The following is a 13,255-nucleotide window of genomic DNA, read 5'->3' as shown; positions in this document are numbered from 1 at the left end:
GACCTTACGACGTTTCCGCAGCGGCGGTGCTTCCGTTCAGCGCAACCACACGCCCACCCCGGGACCCCAGGTTGCGCAGCGCCGCGAGCGCCCCCGGCTTGCTCAGGTCGAGTGTCACCGCCGCCCTCGCGGGCTGCTCGACCAGCGCTTTCCTGCCCTCGTGCCCGGCCTCGATCGTCTTGGCCAGCCCACCGGTGCTCGCGAGCGACCCCCGTGCCGCCCCCAACCGCCCCAGCGCGTCGTCCACCGCCATCAGCAACGCGTCCCGGTTCCCCTCGCACATCGCCCTGACGAGCTCCGGCCGGCTCCCCGCGACCCGCGTGCCGTCACCGAAGCTCCCCGCCGCCAACGCCAGCGCCAGCGGCCCGCCACCCGCGCCGACCGCGGCCAGCACCGCGGCCAGGATGTGCGGCAGGTGGCTGATCCGCGCGACCGCCTCGTCGTGCTCCTCCGGCGTGGTCGGCACGACGTGCGCCCCCAGGTCCAGCGCCAACCGCATCACGTCGACCAGGTGGTCGTCCGCCTCCTCCGGCGTCACCACCCAGGCGGCGTTCTCGAACAGCCCCGCGCTCCCCGCGTCCCACCCGCTGCGGCTCGTCCCCGCCATCGGGTGCCCGCCGACGAACCGCACCTCCGGCGCATACCGGTGCACGGCGTCGTGGACGGGCCCCTTCACGCTGGTGACGTCGGTGAGCCGGGTGTTCGGCGGAACCTTCCTGAGCAGGTCGGGCAACGCGGGCAACGGCACCGCCAGCACGACGAGCGCCTCGGGGTCGCGCCGGAGGGCCTCCTCGACCCCGACGACGTCGAACCCCTCCGCCCGCGCCCGGTCCGCGTCGTCCCTGCTCGCCGTGGCACCCCACACCGTGCGCCCGGCCGCCTTGGCGCCCCGCAGCACGGACCCGCCGATCAGTCCCAGTCCGATCACGCACACGTCTCGCACACCGCACATCATTCCGTGCGAGGCGGCTTCGGACGACAACGCCTCGTCAGGCCCCGCCGCCAAGTCGCCGCAGGACGGACTTCGCGCCCTGCGCGCTCACCCGCGTGACCACGACCGCGCCGGCCAGGGCCGTGAGCGTGATCATCAGCGCCGACTGCGGATCTTGGCCGCGCTCGATCAACCATCCGGTGAAGGCAAAGGTCATCGCCACGATCAGGGCGTGCGCGATCGTGAGTGGTTGTGCCACGGCAAAGCTCCTGTTTCCCGAAACGGTCGAGCAGTCGCTCGACTGAGAAACGAAGTCTTGCAGCGGTGGAAGTGCGAGACGATCGGCCATAGGCGGGGACTTGAATTCCGATTGACACCACCAGGTGGGTGATCTTGCCGCTTGGATCCGGCTTTCAGTGCAGGTCGACAGCGTTCCCGGCCTCGAAAAACATCCGGTTGGGTTAACAAGCTCCATTCCGTTCGGCGTGGAAACGACTGTCGATCGTTCTCCGCGGCGCGGTCGTGGACACCGCACCGCGGAAACGGATTTCCCTCCGAGCCGTGCCTACCGGAGGGCGTCCAGTGCGAACGCCGCGTACATCGCCACCCCGTGCTCCATCGACGCCTCGTCGAACAGCACCCGGTTCGAGTGGTTCGCCTCCGCCTCCTCCACGTCGACCCCGCGCGGGCAGCCGCCGACGAACGCCAGCGCACCCGGCACCCGTTGCAGCACGTAGGAGAAGTCCTCCGCACCCATCAGCGGGTCCGGCAGCGGCTCGCTCCACGACGGGCCCATCGCCGACGCGGCGAGGTCGAGCACGTGCTGACCGACCGCGTCGTCGTTCACGGTCACCGGGTAACCGGGCACGATGCTGATCTCCGCGCGACACCCGTGGGCGGCCGCCGTGTGCTTCACGACCTGCTCGAGCTCGGTGTGCACCTGCTTGCGGGTGAGCTCGGACAGCGTCCTGATGGTGCCGTCGAGGGTGGCGACCTCGGGGATGATGTTGGTGGTGGTGCCGGCCCTGATCTGGGCCACCGTGACCACCGCCGGCTGGTGCGCGCTGATCCGCCTGCCCAGCATCGTCTGGATCGCGCCCACCATCGCCGCCGCGGCGGGCACCGGGTCGACGGCGTTGTGCGGCATGGCGCCGTGGCCGCCGCGGCCCTTCACGTGGATGTGGAACGTGTCGGCCGACGCCATGATCGGGCCCGGCCGGCAGGTGATCACACCCGAGCGCAGCTTCGACGTGATGTGCAGTGCGAAGGCCTTCTCCACGCTGTCGTCGAGCAGGCCTTCCTCGATCATGTACCGGGCGCCGTGGTAGCCCTCCTCGCCCGGCTGGAACATGAACAGCACCCGGCCCCGCAGCGCGTCGCGGCGGTCGGCGAGCAGGCGTGCGGAGGCCGCCAGCATCGCCACGTGCGTGTCGTGGCCGCAGGCGTGCATCGCTCCGTCCACTTCGGACGCGAACGGCAGGCCGGTGTCCTCCTGCAGCGGCAGGCCGTCCATGTCGCCGCGCAGCAGCACCGTGGGCCCCGGCTGCTCGCCCTCCAGCACCGCGACGACCGACGTCGTCGACTTGCCCGTGGTGATCTTCAGCGGCAGGCCCTCCAACGCGTGCAGGATCGCCGCCTGCGTCTTGGGGAGCTGAAGGCCCTGTTCGGGGTGGCGGTGCACCTGCCGCCGCAACGCGACCGTGCGCGGCTGGAGCGCGCGGGCCGCCTCGAGCAGTCCGGCGAAACGGGGTTCCGGTGTGGTTGTGCTCATCCTCCGATGGTCGCACCACCTCGGCTACCGGGAAGGTCGTCTGAGCCCTACGGTGTGCACATGACACAGCAGGAGCCGGTCAACGGCTTCGCGGTCGCGGTCGTCCGGGAGGACGGCCGCTGGCGGTGCAGCAGGATGGACAGCTCCGCGCTGTCGGAGCTGGACGCGGCGATCACCCAGCTGCGGCAGCTCAGGTCGACCGGCGCGGCCTTCGGCCTGCTGGCCGTCGACGACGAGTTCTTCATCGTCCTGCGCCCGGTCCCCGGCGGCGTGGCCCTGCTGCTGTCGGACGCCGCCGCGGCACTCGACTACGACATCGCCGCCGACGTCCTCGACCTCCTGCGCGTCGAACCGCCCGACGAGGAGGACACCGAGCTCTGGCCGGAGGGCGACCTGGGCGTCCTCGCCGACCTCGGCATGCCCGCCCACGAGCTCCAGATCATCGTCGACCAGGTCGACCTCTACCCGGACGAGCAGCTCCAGATGATCGCCCAGCGCATCGGCTTCATCGACGAGTTCGTGCAGCTGCTCGACACGATCCAGGCGTGAACGACGACGAGGACCTGGTCCGCAGGGCCGTCCGCGCGGCCGCGAACGCGGGCACCGACGTCCCGATCGGCGCCGTCGTGTTCGCCCCCGACGGCACCGTCCTCGCCGAGGCCTGCAACGCCCGTGAAGCCCTCGGCGACCCCACCGCCCACGCCGAGGTCCTGGCCCTGCGCGCGGCAGCCACGAAGTACGGCGACGGCTGGCGCCTCGACGGCTGCACCCTCGCGGTGACGCTGGAGCCCTGCACGATGTGCGCCGGCGCCCTCGTGCTGGCACGTGTCTCCCGCCTCGTCTTCGGCGCCTGGGAACCCAAGACGGGCGCCGTCGGCTCGCTGTGGGACGTCGTGCGGGACCGCCGGCTCAACCACCGGCCGGAGGTGCGCGGCGGTGTGCTCGAAGACGAGTGCGCTGACCTGCTGGAACGCTTCTTCCGGACCCAGCGTTAAACCCCTGGATCCGACTGTGTATTGTTCTTACCGGTGGCGTGTCCGAGCGGCCGAAGGAGCACGCCTCGAAAGCGTGTGAGGTGAAAGCCTCCGTGGGTTCAAATCCCACCGCCACCGCTGCTCAGAGCCCCGGTTGCCGATCATGGCAACCGGGGCTCTGACGTTTGGTGGCATTTGTGGTGGCAATTGCCCCGTTAAGCCGCCGGCACCGGCACGCCGGCTGCACCGTCGTCGCCGTCCTCAGGCGTCTCCCAGAGCAGCCCTCCGACGCGCTGAGCGACGTCCCGGCGGATGGTCGCCGTCACGTGCTGGTACCGAGCGGCCATCGCCGTGCCGGACCACCCCATGATCCCCATCACCGTTCGCTCAGCGACCCCCAGCAACAGCAGCACCGTGGCCGCGGTGTGCCGTGCGTCGTGCAACCGCCCGTCCGGCACCTTGGCGGTTTCGAGCAGAAGCTTCCACTCGTCGTAGTCGCACCTCGGGTTGAGCGGCCTGCCGGTCTGCGTGGTGAACACGTAGCCGGTCTCAGTCCACAGCTCTGCTGCTTTCCCGCGTTCGCGCTCCTGTTCCGCCTGGTGGAGCTTCAGCAGCCTCACCAACTCGTCAGGTAGGCCGATACCCCGCTTACCGGCCGCTGACTTCGTACTGGCCGTTTCAGGGCGCAATGCGACACGGTTCGGGCAATAGCCGCCGTGCTTCTTTCCGCACGGCTCAGTGCACCCGTGCTTCCACTTCGGGCGGAGCCGACTCCGGCGGACAACCAACGTCCCTGCATCCAGGTTCACGTCCGCCCACTTCAATCCGAGCGCCTCACCCTGCCGCAACCCAAGTGCAAGGGCGATCGCCCACCGCACGCTGTTTCGGCGCTTCCGCGCGGTCTCCAACAGCGTCTTCACCTGCTCGACCGTGTACGGCTCCACGTCGTGCGCCTCGACCTTCGGCGCTTTCGCTTCCAATGCCGGGTTCTCGGTGATGTGCTTCCGGCGCTTTGCGATGTTGAGCGCTGCGCGAATCGTGCGGTGAACCTGGTGTGCTGTCGCTGCACTGGTCGTAGGCCCAAACTTTGTGCTCTGCTGCATGATCTTGCGGTAGAGCTTTTCGAGGTGCTCCGGCTTCAACTTTTCCAAGCGATGCGCGCCGATACCGGGGATGAGGTGCACCCGCACCGCCACCTCATACGCGCTGTAGGCGTTCTCCGTGACAACCGGCGGAGCAACGATGTTCTCCAACCAGTGCATGAGCCACGATTCAACGGTCCAGCGCTGTCCAGCCTTCCGAACACGGCCTTCATCGCGCTGCTTTTCCAGCTCACGGACCTTGTCGGTGACTTCCGTCTGCGTCTGGCCGCGGACGTGCCGGCGGTCGGGCTTGCCGTTGTCCTTCGTGCCCATCGTCACGAAGCCATGCCAGCACTTCTCTTTCTCGCTGTAGTAGATGGTCGATCGACCGTTGGCGTTTCGGGTGTTCTTCTCGCGCGGCACAAGTTCTCCTAGGCGGCGTTAGAGCGGGCGTTCTGCTGTGCGACGAGTCGAGCGGCATACGCGGTGACCGCGTCAACGTGCACACGCCGCAGGCGCCCAATGAGCACCGACTCAATTTCTCCGGACGTCACCAGTGCGTACGTCTTCGTCTTGCCGATGCCGAGCCGTTCAGCGGCCTCTGCGACCGTGAGGAGCACTCGTTCCGGCATCGCCCTTTGATTGGGGATTTCAGGAACAGCCTGCTGCTCTGCGCTGATGAGCGTCGCCAACTGCGCCAGCAGTTGAGCAATCTCGTTGGTTCGCGCGTTCATTCGGCACCCCTGTTTTTCTGAGTAGGCAGGTAGCGCGCCCAGGCATCCGCCAAACCGACCTGGTGGTCATTGGCGAAAGTGACGTAGCCCTTTGCGTTGGTGTCCTTGCGTTTCACTGTGATCGGGGCGACGTGGTACTTGCGCAGTTCTTTGGCCAGTCGCCGCGAGTCCAGCGGACGGCCGTTGAAGTCGCCCCATGGCGCGTCGTCCAACGAAAGCAGGTACGACAGGATTTCCGTGGTGTGAAGCCGGTCGGTGCCCTGCGCGTCGAACAGCGTCCAGAGGTCGGAGAGCAACTGCACTCCGGGCGACGGGGTGACGCCGGTCTGGTCATGCACGAAGTAGCTGCACGCCGCGCGGGCGGTGAGTGGCCAGTGGCCGCCCGCGGCGTCGGCGATGGCGATCAGCGGTTCCCAGATTTCCGCGGCGCGGTCGGCTACTCCGGGCGGCATCGGCGGTTCGGCTTCTGCAAGGCCTTCGCCGATGCTGGTGACCCAGGTTTCGAGTGCATCGCGGATCGGTTCGGCTTCGCGCTCCACGCGCCGTTCCATGTAGCTCTGGACGTGTTCGTCGTTGCGCCGGCGGCGCAGGTGGATGGTGATGGCGCGGGTGTTGATGGTGTCGGGCAGGCTTCCGGCGAGTCCGGCCAATGCCGCGGGGGCGAAGATAGGCAGGCGGTCGACGGTGATGCCGGTGGCGGCGTCGCCGCGGCATTTCGGGATGGTGGCGGTGCGCTTGTAGCCGCCGTTGAGCATCCCGCGGACTTCCTCGTTCCCACCGCCACCGGAAGCGAAGATGGTGTCCACCTCGTCCAGCAGGATCGTGATGGGGCCGGCGGCGACCATGCGCACGAGCGCGGCGGCACTGCCGGACATCGTCATTTCCGCGGCCCTGGTGAAGTGCTTGGCCACCTCCAGTACGCGGGTCTTGCCTGACCCCGGTTCGGCGGAGGAGAGCACGAGTCGCGGGGTGGTGTAGAGGTGGTCCGCGGCCCAGGTGTGGGCGTACCAGAGCGCGAGCATGGGCGCGCAGTGCTCGTGCGGAAACGCGGAGAACCGGGCGACGAAGTCACGGACCTGGTCGAGGATTTCATGACCGGGCTGGATATCTGGCGTGGGCAGTACGCGCAGTGCGGCGGTCATCGTCGCGCCTCCTGAGGGTGCGTGTTCATGCGGCGTGCTGCTGCTCGTGGTCGGCGGTGAGGATGAGTCGGCCGATGTGTTCGGCGACGTCGGGGACGACGGCGTTGCCAAGGGTTCTGCGTCGGTCCACCCCGGCGGGAACCCCATAAGCCACTCCGACAGGGCGGGGTTGACCGGTCCACGGCCCTCCCGGTTGCGCACCGCGTCGGCGAGGTTCCACCTGTGGCGCTTGCGGTCCAGGACCCCGCCCCGGCTCGCATCGGAGGCCCGCGGCGTGGGCCAGTCCGAACAGCCGTCGCCGCACGTGTGGGGCACCCACTGCACAAGCGGTGGCCCACCCCACTCGGTGCCGGTAGCCGAGTCGAACAAGGTCGGCGTGAACGATGTCGAGTCCTCGGTGGAGCAGACCGGACACGTTCTCCCACACGACCCACTCCGGTTGGAGCTCTCGGACGACGTCGGCCATGGCGGGCCAAAGCCAGCGCGGGTCGTCGGGTCCGAGCTTGAGTCCTGCGGAACTGGCCGGTTGGCAGGGGAAGCCACCGACGACGGCGTGAACGGGGGGACGTGACTGGGAGCGCCACCACTGGACGGCGGTGTGGATGTCGTCATGGCGGGGCACCTCCGGCCAGTGTCGAGCGAGGATCGAGCGGGCGTAGGGATCGATCTCGACCTGGCCGACCACGGTCATGCCGGCGCGTTCCAACCCGAGTTCGAGGCCGCCAATGCCGGAGAACAGCGAGAGAACGTTCATGCCGCCACTCCTGAAGGCTGGTCAGAGGCGAGAATTAGTCGGCCGATGTGTTCGGCGACCTGGGGAACGACGGCGTTGCCGAGTGCTCGGATCGGGTCTCGCACCAGGTGGGCGGGAACCCCATCAGCCAAGCGAGCCACGTCGGGTTCGGCCGGCCACCCAGGACGGTTGGAAGCTGATCGGTCCGGCCGACGCCTTTCCAGTCCCGCGCCACGGGGGTGGGCCACAAGGAACACGCGCTGTCGTGGATGTGGGGCACCCAGCGAGCACGCTGAGAGCACACTCCATTCCGCATCGAACCCGAGGTCGGCCAAGTCTCCGAGGATGCGTCCGAAGGCATCCCAGTCGTGAAGGAGAGCTGCGACGTTTTCCACAAGGACGTAGCGGGGTCCCACCATCTCGACCACGTCGCGCATCCACGGCCACGCCCACCGTTCGTCGGCCGTCCCGAGCTGAAGTCCGGCGCGGGAGAAGGGCTGACAAGGGGGTCCTCCAGCCACAACGTCAACTGCAGGCCGGATTGCCCTGGTCCACCACTCGCTGGCGGTGCGGACGTCGTCATGGCGCGGAACCTCCGGGAAGTGCTGGGCCAAAACCTGTCGGCAGTACGGGTCGATCTCCACCTGACCGACCACGGTCATGCCGGCGCGTTGCAAGCCGAGTTCAAGGCCGCCGATGCCGGAGAACAACGACAGGACGTTCATGCCGCACCCCGCTCGGTGAACAACGCCGTGGTGGAGGCAGGCTGGTCGGTGGGTGCTTTGCGGGGACGTGACATGCCGGCGCGCAGGCCGTTGGCGATGGTGCGCAACACTTCCGCTTTGGTGCACTGGCACCGGTCGGTGATCATGTGCAGTGCCGCGTTGAACAACTCCGCCTCAGCTGTAGCCGAGGGGAGCAGTCCACCGCCCACGAGCTGACCGAGTGCCACGGCGGCCACGAACAACGTCCGCGTGTGCGCCCCTGACTGCGCCCCTGCGACCCTGTCGCGCTCGCCCCTCACCGCTGCGCCGACGTAGGCGGGCAACCGCTCAGAACGGCTCACAACGGGCGCTGTACGGGCCGTGGGCGGCTTGGGAGTGAGGCAGTGGACCAACCAGGTGGGCAGATCGGTGGGTGCGGAGGTGTCCGAAGCCCAGTATTCGCCGTCTGGGGTGACGGAGCAGGGGCCGACGACGTAGCCGCCGTGCGCGCGGGTGTCGACCTTCCAGCCGAGTCCGTTGCCGTGCTCGCCCTCGGTGTTGCGCAGCTCCACAGTGGACGGGGCGACGAAGTAGTAGTGCGTGCCGCCGCGCGGGGTGTGCACGGTGTAGGTCTCCCACGGCACCGGTTGTCCGGCTTCTTCGCAGACGGCGGTGAACACGTCGTGGCCGTCCACGATCCCCGCCCGGTTCCAGCGCTGGGGAGGCACCTCGTCGGGCGACTTGCGGGTGTCCAGGTCGATGACCACGAGGTTGCTCGGTCCGGTGGCGATGCCGATGTTGAACGGTGCGAGCGACCAGCAGGCGGTGATGCGGTCGGGATCGGTGGTGGCGCGCTGCTCCCATCCGAGGTGGCCGTTGGCGCACACTCCGGTGCGGGGGCAGGGGCGTCGTGGGGAGTTGCCGTGCAGGGCGGGGCGCTTGGTGCCGGGCCGCAGGGGGAAGACGTGCCACCCGAGTCGGGCGTAGTGCAGGGCGTGGTCCAGCAGCATGTTGGGCTCAGACATGGCCAGGTTCTCCTAGCGATCTGTGGAACAGGGAGCAGGGGAGCGGGGTGGTCACGTCCCCTGCCCGAGCTGGGTGAACGGAGGTCACTTCACGCGTTTGCCGTTGATCCAGATTTCGCCGTGTCGCATGTGGACGTCTCCGGTGACGGGGCCGTCTGACTGGATGCCGTAGTTGCCGCCGTGCACGATGTTGGTGACGGTGCCGTGGCCCTGGGGACGGGGCTGGGGCTTCGGCGTGGTCACGTCCCCGCCGCGACCAGCGTCTTTCTGGGCACGGCCGGAGTGGACGCCACCGAAGATGACTCCGGCCTGGATGCCGACGTGGCTGTTGCCGGTGGCGATGTTGGTGATGTCGGTGTCGCGGTGCGTTCCGCCGTGGACACCGCCGCCGGTCACGTCCCCGCGCTGACCAGCGGCGCCGTAGATGACTCCGGCTTGGATGCCGACGTGGCTGTTGCCGTCGGCGATGTTGGTGATGCTCCGCCGTCGTGGGCCGTCGCCGTCCGCGGGCGGTGCGGTGTCACCGGTGGGCGGTGGTGGGGGCACGTCCCCGTCTGAGCTGGAGGAACTGCGCTTGCGCTGTTTCTGCTCGCGCATCTCGGTGAGGGTGTCCCGCACGGCGTCGTCGATCTCGAACTTGCCGCAGTCGCCCAGGCTTTCGTGGCGCTTGTTGCGGACGCGCTGCCGGAGCAGGTCGTCCAGCAGGCCCGTGGTGCGCTGGTCGCCGGCGGCAACCTGCTTGCACAGGTCAAGCAGCGGTTGCATCTCCCGTTCGGGTTCCTGGCGGACGATCGGGACGGCGTGCAGCTTGCGCACCAGCTTGCGCAGCGGTTCGGGCGTGCCCTCGGGGACCTGGGGGACGGGGGTGTCCGGGCCGTCCATGTTGCGGATCGCGTTGGACAAGCACAGCTTGGCGCGGCTGCCTTCGGGAAGCCGGTCGCGCAGCTCCTTGAGGTCGTTCACGGCCTGCTGCGCGGTGGTCTTGCGGCGCACGACATCGGTCGCGAGTCGTCCCACGACGTTGGCCAGCGGTTCGCCGTCGACCTCCATGCGGGCGTCGGCGCCCATGTACTTGACCGCGGTCCCGATCGGGCCGTCGTCGTGGTAGTGCACCGGGCTGTTGTCGAGGATGCTGCCCCAGGTGTTCTCGATCAGCGGCGCGGCGGAGGGCTCACCGCTAACCGGGGCGGGCGTCGGCTTCGGGGCGGTCACGTCCCCGCACTGACCTGAGGTTTCGGTGCTGTCGTTGTGGGACACGATGTTCTCCTTGGCCGCGGCGATGGCGGCGTTGGCCTGGTCGAGGCGCTGCTGAGCGGCGGCAATGGCCTCCGGCTCACCAGCGGCTGTGGCGTTGCGCAGCGCCTGCTTGGCACGGGAGCGCTGCTTGCGGGCGGTCTGGGTGGCGCGGCTGCTGGCAGTGCTGCCTTTGCAGCGGCGTCCTCCGGCTCTGCACATGTGTCACGTCCCCTTGCTGAGCAGCGGATGTCAGCCGACGTTGTTGCGGTGGCGGCGCACGGCGTTGAGGGCACGACGACCGGCGCGCAGCTTGAGGCCTTCACCGCCGCAGCGCGGGCAGAGCTTGATGCCGCCGAACCCACCGGTGCGGCGGCCGATGCCCTTGCAGGCACCGCACTTGCGGAACGGGAAGGCCCAGCACGCCAGGGCGTAGACCAGGGCGAACGCGGCCAGCAGCAGCCACGCGGCCCCGCGGGCATCGGGTGCGATGTCACTGACAGCGACGACGATCAGTCCGAGGATGGTGAGGCGGAGGAAGGTCTTCGGGGACATCGAAGTGGCCTCTCAGGACGGTTTGAGGGTGCGCGAGACCAAGCCCCCTAGGTGCTAGGGCGCTGATCAGCGGGTATGCGGGTGTCTAGGGGAGGCTCTAGGTCTAGAGGGGCTTGGCTCTAGACCTAGAGCCGTGCGCGGCCTACTTCCGCGACTTCTTCCCGTCACGCTCGGTGAGTGCACTGGTGATGGCGGAGCGTTCGACGCCCATCCGGTTGGCGCCCTTGCCGTGCTCGGTCGACCACACCTGCTTGGTGGCGATGCCGAACGGCTTGAGCGCGCCGGCCAGCGTGGTGGCCTTGGCCGCGCCGGTCGGCAGCGCGCCCCACTCGCCGTAGACCGCAGGGCGCAGTTCGGCCAGCGCGTCCACAAGGGACTCAGACCAGCGCTTGTCGTTGGTGCCGAACACGTTGAGCAGGTCGGGCAGCAGCGTGTTGGCCGCCTCGACGTCCTCGACCTGGGCATCCACGCCGGCGGCGTAGCCGGACAGGCTTCCCGCCTCGACCCGCCACGTGCGGGCACGTGCGGCGATGGCTTTCGCGCTGGGTGCGTCGATGTAGACGCCCTTCACGGTCTGCGTCTCGTCACCGACACCCTTCAGCAGGCCGATTCCCTTGTCACCAAAGGAGAACTGCGTGGCGCGCTCACCGTTCTTGTAGGACGACGTGCCCAGCACCATGTCGTTGGCGATCTGGCCGGTGACCTTGAGGCAGAACCTCAGGATGGCGTTGTCGCTGATCGCCATCGGGATGGACTTCGAGTCCGGCCGCTGCGTCGCCAGGATGATGACGATCCCGGTTGCCGGGCCGCGTTTGACCAGGTCAGTGACGATCTCCTCGAACTCCGCGCCGTGCTCGGGATGCTCGAACATCACCTGGCACTCGTCCACCCCCACCACGACCGGGTGCAGACCGAGCGACTTCTTCGACGCAAGGGGGGACGTGACCTTGTTCTCCGGGCACAGGTCCGGCGGCAGGTCGCGGATCACCTTGGTACGGCGGCGCATCTCGTCACGCAGCTCACGCAGGCTGGTGAGCGCGTAGGCGATGTCCTCGGCTTCGTCGCCGGCGCGGTAGCGGTGCGCCACGACCTCCAGCGGCGAGAGGTCACCGGTTCCCTTGAGGTCGAACGCGTACACCGCGGACCGCGGGTCCAGGGCGGCGATGAGCAGCAACTCGCGCAGCGTGAACGTCTTGCCCATCCGCGGGATCGCGCCCACGATGCCCGCGACGTACATCAGCACCACGTCGACCCACTTACCGCGCACGTCGGTGCCGAACGGCTGAGGCTCGAACAGGTCGATGCGCTTGCCCGTGCGCAGCGGCCACGCGGGCTGCGAGGCCTTGCTCATGTCCTTGTCGCCCACCCACAGCACCAACCGTCCAGGGTGGACCTCCGGCTTGCCCTCCGGCCACACACAGCCCAACGGCCGTCCCAGGCCGGACGCGAGCTTCTCGCGACGCTCGATCACGTCCGACGCCGTGACACCGGCGGGCAGGTCGAGTTCGGCACGCCATCCGGGGCCATCGCGGGTGATGGGTGCGGTGAAGCCGATGGCGTGCGGGTTCTTGGCCAACGCGCTGGTGATGCCGGAGATCCCGAGCACGGACAGCGCCTTCTCCACCGTGTCCGCGGTGAGCTTGGCGACGTGCGCCGCGACCACCGCACGCGACACCACCGGCTGGTCCGCGGGGGTGCCGAGCTTGCCCAGCAGCGCCACCGCGAGCGTGCCGCACGCCCACAGCACCCACGACGGCGCCACGTCGGGCAGCAGCATCAACGCGGGCACACCGATCGCGGCGAGGATCACCAGCGTGAGCGCACGCGTCCGCACCCGCACGTTGCGCTGCGCGGACAACCGCAAGTAGGAGGCCGTGTCAGCGTCCCGCGCGGCAGCGGCACGCAGCACGCGCCCTTCCGCGTCGGAGGCCCACCGGCCGGTCGCCGCAGCCAGCAGCAGCACCCCGCGCGGGGACCGCACCGCCAAGCGCAGCAAGTACAGCGGGGACCGGGTGGCGTGGTAGCCGACGGCGTGGGCGTAGTGCCCGACCACCCACCGGACGGTGTCCCGTGCTTCCTCGACCGATCGCAGGTAGGTGGGGATGATCGGTTCCCGCTTGGCCTCACGCAGCCGCCGCACCCAGTGCACCGCGTCGCCACCGGGCTGGTCGACCAGCGTCACCGCACCGGTCACGTCCCCCTCGGAACCGGGGGCGTCGTCGTCGACCAGCTCACCCTCGATCACCGCGGCGTCATCGGCCGGGACGGGGTGCAGAGCGGTCACGGTGGCGGGGCGCTCGAACTCGTCACGGTCCTCGGGACCGGTCGCGCCGGTCAGCGTCGTGATGGTCATCGCTGCACCTCCGCAAGA

General features: G+C 68.9%; 13 protein-coding genes, 1 tRNA gene and 1 pseudogene. 3 read left to right on the top strand and 12 right to left on the bottom strand.

Annotation, left to right across the window (positions count from 1 at the left end; translation table 11 throughout):
• Positions 1-4: 4 nt before the first annotated feature.
• From ACZ7CF_RS13415 to ACZ7CF_RS13405, 3 genes are all read right to left on the bottom strand, one after another.
• Positions 5-943: a prephenate dehydrogenase gene (locus ACZ7CF_RS13415; RefSeq protein WP_458429716.1), complete on the bottom strand. Its 939-nt coding sequence runs from the start codon at positions 941-943 to the stop codon at positions 5-7.
• Between the two features lie 46 nt (positions 944-989).
• Positions 990-1,280 carry a hypothetical protein gene (locus tag ACZ7CF_RS13410; protein WP_360396914.1) on the bottom strand — a complete coding sequence of 97 codons (291 nt, stop codon included), beginning with the start codon at positions 1,278-1,280 and terminating at the stop codon, positions 990-992.
• 216 nt (positions 1,281-1,496) lie between these two features.
• Complete coding sequence (locus ACZ7CF_RS13405) at positions 1,497-2,702, bottom strand: M20 metallopeptidase family protein (RefSeq protein WP_470369694.1); 1,206 nt, start codon at positions 2,700-2,702, stop codon at positions 1,497-1,499.
• A gap of 60 nt (positions 2,703-2,762) precedes the next feature.
• Here ACZ7CF_RS13405 and ACZ7CF_RS13400 point away from each other — a divergent pair, with 60 nt between their 5' ends.
• From ACZ7CF_RS13400 to ACZ7CF_RS13390, 3 genes are all read left to right on the top strand, one after another.
• Complete coding sequence (locus ACZ7CF_RS13400) at positions 2,763-3,251, top strand: tRNA adenosine deaminase-associated protein (protein WP_360396912.1); 489 nt, start codon at positions 2,763-2,765, stop codon at positions 3,249-3,251.
• Positions 3,248-3,697, top strand: coding sequence for a nucleoside deaminase (locus ACZ7CF_RS13395; RefSeq protein ID WP_458429714.1), 450 nt, complete (start codon positions 3,248-3,250; stop codon positions 3,695-3,697). The genes ACZ7CF_RS13400 and ACZ7CF_RS13395 overlap by 4 nt, the downstream gene beginning before the upstream one ends.
• Before the next feature lie 32 nt (positions 3,698-3,729).
• Positions 3,730-3,814 (top strand) — tRNA-Ser (locus ACZ7CF_RS13390).
• 77 nt (positions 3,815-3,891) lie between these two features.
• Here ACZ7CF_RS13390 and ACZ7CF_RS13385 read toward each other — a convergent pair.
• The 9 genes and pseudogenes from ACZ7CF_RS13385 to ACZ7CF_RS13345 form a co-directional block, all read right to left on the bottom strand.
• On the bottom strand, positions 3,892-5,181 hold the full coding sequence (locus ACZ7CF_RS13385) for a tyrosine-type recombinase/integrase (RefSeq protein WP_470369693.1): 1,290 nt from the start codon (positions 5,179-5,181) through the stop codon (positions 3,892-3,894).
• An 8-nt stretch (positions 5,182-5,189) separates the two neighbouring features.
• Entirely contained in the window at positions 5,190-5,492 is a 303-nt protein-coding gene (locus ACZ7CF_RS13380) for an excisionase family DNA-binding protein (RefSeq protein WP_470369692.1), read from the bottom strand.
• Positions 5,489-6,634 (bottom strand): DUF3631 domain-containing protein, encoded by a 1,146-nt coding sequence (locus ACZ7CF_RS13375; protein WP_470369691.1) that lies wholly within the window; start codon positions 6,632-6,634, stop codon positions 5,489-5,491. The genes ACZ7CF_RS13380 and ACZ7CF_RS13375 overlap by 4 nt, the downstream gene beginning before the upstream one ends.
• A 319-nt stretch (positions 6,635-6,953) precedes the next feature.
• Positions 6,954-7,388 (bottom strand): annotated as a pseudogene (locus ACZ7CF_RS13370) (DNA cytosine methyltransferase); the annotation flags it as partial.
• The gene (locus ACZ7CF_RS13365) at positions 7,385-8,092 is read right to left on the bottom strand and encodes a DNA cytosine methyltransferase (protein ID WP_470369690.1); all 708 of its coding nucleotides are present in this window, start codon (positions 8,090-8,092) and stop codon (positions 7,385-7,387) included. The gene ACZ7CF_RS13365 and the pseudogene ACZ7CF_RS13370, both read right to left, overlap by 4 nt.
• On the bottom strand, positions 8,089-9,096 hold the full coding sequence (locus ACZ7CF_RS13360; RefSeq protein ID WP_470369689.1) for a bifunctional DNA primase/polymerase: 1,008 nt from the start codon (positions 9,094-9,096) through the stop codon (positions 8,089-8,091). The genes ACZ7CF_RS13365 and ACZ7CF_RS13360 overlap by 4 nt, the downstream gene beginning before the upstream one ends.
• Before the next feature lie 84 nt (positions 9,097-9,180).
• Complete coding sequence (locus ACZ7CF_RS13355) at positions 9,181-10,551, bottom strand: hypothetical protein (RefSeq protein WP_470369688.1); 1,371 nt, start codon at positions 10,549-10,551, stop codon at positions 9,181-9,183.
• A gap of 30 nt (positions 10,552-10,581) precedes the next feature.
• Positions 10,582-10,884, bottom strand: coding sequence for a hypothetical protein (locus ACZ7CF_RS13350; protein WP_470369687.1), 303 nt, complete (start codon positions 10,882-10,884; stop codon positions 10,582-10,584).
• Between the two features lie 142 nt (positions 10,885-11,026).
• Entirely contained in the window at positions 11,027-13,237 is a 2,211-nt protein-coding gene (locus tag ACZ7CF_RS13345) for a P-loop NTPase family protein (protein ID WP_470369686.1), read from the bottom strand.
• Between the last annotated feature and the right edge of the window lie 18 nt (positions 13,238-13,255).

The sequence above is a fragment of the Lentzea sp. NPDC036955 genome (assembly GCF_055608005.1).
The sequence above is the reverse complement of the archived record's forward strand: the minus strand, read 5'-3'. Positions and strand labels throughout refer to the sequence as shown.

Bases quoted from the DNA above. Each gene is read 5' to 3' on its own strand.
- ACZ7CF_RS13365 (WP_470369690.1), bottom strand. From the start codon at position 8,092: ATGAACGTCCTGTCGTTGTTCTCCGGCATCGGCGGCCTTGAACTCGGC.
- ACZ7CF_RS13410 (WP_360396914.1), bottom strand. From the start codon at position 1,280: ATGGCCGATCGTCTCGCACTTCCACCGCTGCAAGACTTCGTTTCTCAG.
- ACZ7CF_RS13375 (WP_470369691.1), bottom strand. From the start codon at position 6,634: ATGACCGCCGCACTGCGCGTACTGCCCACGCCAGATATCCAGCCCGGT.
- ACZ7CF_RS13360 (WP_470369689.1), bottom strand. From the start codon at position 9,096: ATGTCTGAGCCCAACATGCTGCTGGACCACGCCCTGCACTACGCCCGA.
- ACZ7CF_RS13355 (WP_470369688.1), bottom strand. From the start codon at position 10,551: ATGTGCAGAGCCGGAGGACGCCGCTGCAAAGGCAGCACTGCCAGCAGC.
- ACZ7CF_RS13405 (WP_470369694.1), bottom strand. From the start codon at position 2,702: ATGAGCACAACCACACCGGAACCCCGTTTCGCCGGACTGCTCGAGGCG.
- ACZ7CF_RS13350 (WP_470369687.1), bottom strand. From the start codon at position 10,884: ATGTCCCCGAAGACCTTCCTCCGCCTCACCATCCTCGGACTGATCGTC.
- ACZ7CF_RS13345 (WP_470369686.1), bottom strand. From the start codon at position 13,237: ATGACCATCACGACGCTGACCGGCGCGACCGGTCCCGAGGACCGTGAC.
- ACZ7CF_RS13400 (WP_360396912.1), top strand. From the start codon at position 2,763: ATGACACAGCAGGAGCCGGTCAACGGCTTCGCGGTCGCGGTCGTCCGG.
- ACZ7CF_RS13380 (WP_470369692.1), bottom strand. From the start codon at position 5,492: ATGAACGCGCGAACCAACGAGATTGCTCAACTGCTGGCGCAGTTGGCG.